This is a genomic window from Microvirga sp. P4_G7 (genome assembly GCF_056401005.1).
On sequence record NZ_JBFUKD010000639.1, the window covers coordinates 1 to 2,124 of the forward strand.

2 protein-coding genes are annotated in these 2,124 nt (G+C 63.7%); both read right to left on the reverse strand.

Going from position 1 to position 2,124, the window contains the following annotated elements; translation table 11 throughout:
* Nucleotides 1-687 (reverse strand): FAD-dependent oxidoreductase (locus tag AC1DT3_RS18960; protein WP_477466770.1); only part of this gene is annotated, 687 nt, incomplete at its 3' end.
* Nucleotides 684-1,937 (reverse strand): O-antigen ligase family protein, encoded by a 1,254-nt coding sequence (locus AC1DT3_RS18965; protein ID WP_477466771.1) that lies wholly within the window; start codon nt 1,935-1,937, stop codon nt 684-686. The genes AC1DT3_RS18965 and AC1DT3_RS18960, both read right to left, overlap by 4 nt.
* Nucleotides 1,938-2,124 lie beyond the last annotated feature (187 nt).

The window sequence follows — 2,124 nt, forward strand, 5'->3', positions numbered from 1 at the left end:
CACCACGTCGATACCGCGCTTCGTGTAGGCGTCGCCAAGGGCATCGCGAACATCCTCGTCGAACCCACGCAAGAGCTTGTCGCCGCGATGAAGCAATGTCGTTTCGCTACCGAGGCCGGCGAAGATTCCGGCGAACTCCACCGCGATGTAGCCGCCTCCGATCACGAGAACGCGCTTCGGCTGAGTCGCGAGGTGGAAAACTTCGTTCGAGGTGATCGCCAGCTCGCCGCCGGGGATCGGCGGCTCCATGGTCGGATGCGCACCGACAGCCACGAGGATCGTCCGCGCGCGAACCAGCGTGCCGGTCGCAAGCAGGCGAACGGTATGAGCGTCCTCGATCACGGCGCGACTGTTGACGATCTTGACGCCGCTTCTCTCCAGATTGGCCCGATAGATGCCCTCGAGACGCGCAATTTCGACGTCCTTGTTGGCGATCAGGGTTGCCCAGTCGAAATGGGCGTCCGGCACGGACCAGCCAAAACCGGTCGCCTCATGAAACTCCTCGGCGAAACGACTGGCGTAGACCATCAGCTTCTTCGGCACACAGCCGCGGATGACGCAGGTGCCGCCGACCCGGAATTCCTCTGCCACCATCACCGTCGCACCATAGGACGCCGCGATCCGCGCGGCGCGAACGCCACCCGACCCTGCGCCGATCACGAACAGGTCGACATCGTAGGCATTCATCGATTGATCTCCCGAGAAAGGCGCAGCGCCCTCAACCAGACGACAGCCGCTCCGAGCGCCGCAGCCCACCAGCCCTGCCAGGCCCCATGACCGACCATTGCGACAGCGACGGCGCCGGCAGCCAGCGCCAAGCTCAGCGCTTTCATCGATGTGGGTTGTCGGCCGATTGCACTCAAGGTCAGAACGCCGACGAGACCGGCAAGGAGGGCCCCGACCAATCCCAGCTCGACCCAGATCTGTAGGGCGGCGTTATGGGGATGCCCGACCGACAACAGGACACGCCGTTCGGGCGGTACACGGGCGGCGATCGTCGTCTCGCCCAGCCTCGGGCTGACGCCGAAGCCTGCGCCGAGCATCGGATCCTCGTGGATCGCGGCGTCGAAACTCAACCAGATGTCGACGCGATCCCGCGAATGATTGGCGGCCAGATGCTCGTGCACGGAAGCCGGAATCAACCGGTCGGCAAGCGGGCCGACGATCGGCGCCAGCACGAGCGTCGCGACGATGAGGACCTGCCCGAGGCGGATCGCCATCCGAGGCGCGATCCACACGGCGAGATACGCGAGGATCGCAACGGGCAGTCCCAGCGTCGCGGCGCCGCTGTCGGAATTGAAGATGGCCAAGGCGATGACCGCGAGAAAAGCGAGACTGAGCGCCTGTCCACTTCTGACGGTGCCCAGCAACCATCCGACCAGCGGCGGCAGGAGCACCAGAAGGGTGAGACTTGGTCGGTTGAAGATATAACTGTCCCACCGCATCCCGAGCGCACGGCGAACCGACAAACCGGTGCGCAGATCGATCAGCATGAGGAGTTGCGCCGCTGTTACGGATATTGCGAGGAGCCAGAACGCCCCTGGCGTCACGCGCCGCGACAGGGTCAAGGCGAGGACGAAGGCGAAGACGACGGGAAGCCAGAATTCGAACAAGGCCGATGCAGACGTGTCGCGGACCTCGCTCCAGGTCAGTGACAGGAAGCTCCATGCGGCAAAGGTGAGAACCGCCATGCCCAGCGGCGTGCGCATTGCCGCCGATGTCTCACGAAAAAAGGCGCGAACACCACCCTCGCAAGCCAAAGCGGCGAAGGCGAACAAGGCGCTCAATCCGAGAAACAACGGGCTCGAGCGATGGGCGATGCTCATTCCCAAAGGCATGACGGCGAGCAGCACCATCGCCACGCGCCAAAGCGCATCGGCTAGACGGCCGCGAGAGGCTGACGGGGAATGCGGGAACGACTCGGACAGGATGCTCACTAGGGACGTCTTAAGCGAAGGTCGAACGGCAATAAAGTCGGGACTGCTTGCCGCGACGCTCCTCCCCCACTAGGGTTTGCGGCACCGAGCTTATCACGAGTGAGAAGCTTCGAAGGAGGAAATAATGAGCCGATATAACAAGAGCTTATGGCGGGGTGCCCTGGCTGCGACCGTCATGGGATTGGCC